Annotated in this window: 1 pseudogene; it reads left to right on the top strand. The window is 38.3% G+C overall.

Annotated elements, in window-relative coordinates:
• Window positions 1–782 precede the first annotated feature (782 nt).
• Window positions 783–1022 (top strand): annotated as a pseudogene (locus FTV32_RS17290) (helix-turn-helix domain-containing protein); the annotation flags it as partial.

The raw sequence follows: 1022 nt of genomic DNA, 5'->3' as shown, positions 1-1022 counted from the left end.
TGACAAAAATCAATGTATGCAAATCGTTTCAGGTTGCTGTATTGATAAAATATCTGATGTGGTTCTTCTAGGCTTATGTGGTTGTTATGACCCAGATGACATACAGAACTTAATGAAAGAGCATCCTCTTGTAGATTAATTTTTTGAAAAGGAACTTTAAGTTAAATCTTAAGTTTCGCTAAAATTAACATAATGCAGATTATACGAAATGCGATTTTTATTCTTTTAAAAATCAATTTCTTATATACTACTCAAAAGCCCATTTACCCTCTAATGGGCTTTTTTAATGATTTGTCACGTTCCACGCCTAATTAGTGAGCAATGTTCCACGATTTTGTTCATACCAGTTAAACAATCTTAGTTAATCATAGGGTCTAAAAAATGACTCCGAAAGCCTCTTTTTTGGTGTTCTTCCCGCCAGTTTCCTTAAATTGCCTATAGTTGCGTTAAATTGCCTATAGTTGCGTTAAATTGCCTTAAATCAGCTGCTAAATCGCCTTAGAAACAGGCCGAAATTGCATTCTTTTGCAAAGAATTGCACTTAATTGCATTGTTTTGCAGAAAATTGCATTGTTTCAGCTCCTCCCTATAGGCAGTTGCATAGAATTGCGTAAAATTGCATAGATTTGGACGGCAAGATGTGTATTGTACGGGTACGGGCAAAGCCCTTCCCGAACAACACTTCTACCTTATTCGCCAGGGGGCTTAACGGTAAATCTTGCTCTACGAGGTCCCCAGTCGCTGCCGCGATTTTTTAACACCAAAAATAAAGGGAATAGCTTATGTCTCTACTCACCATTGTTGAGGCTTCAAGAAAATTTAATATCGGTAGAACGACAATTTATAAAGCCATTAAGAAAGGTGAGATCACCCCCCAATTAAACGAACTTGGTGTGCAACAGATAGACCCCCAAGATATGATCCGGGTCTTTGGCCATCCTGGGAAGAAAGCTGTTTCAGGAGACGCTAAATCGAATGTTTCTGTGAACAATGATGATCTTGTCCGCGAACTGCGGTTACAG

It is taken from the genome of Acinetobacter sp. YH16032 (assembly GCF_013417345.1).
Classification (GTDB): Bacteria; Pseudomonadota; Gammaproteobacteria; order Pseudomonadales; family Moraxellaceae; genus Acinetobacter.
Note: the sequence above shows the minus strand (reverse complement) of the source record. Positions and strands in the feature narration are given on the sequence as shown.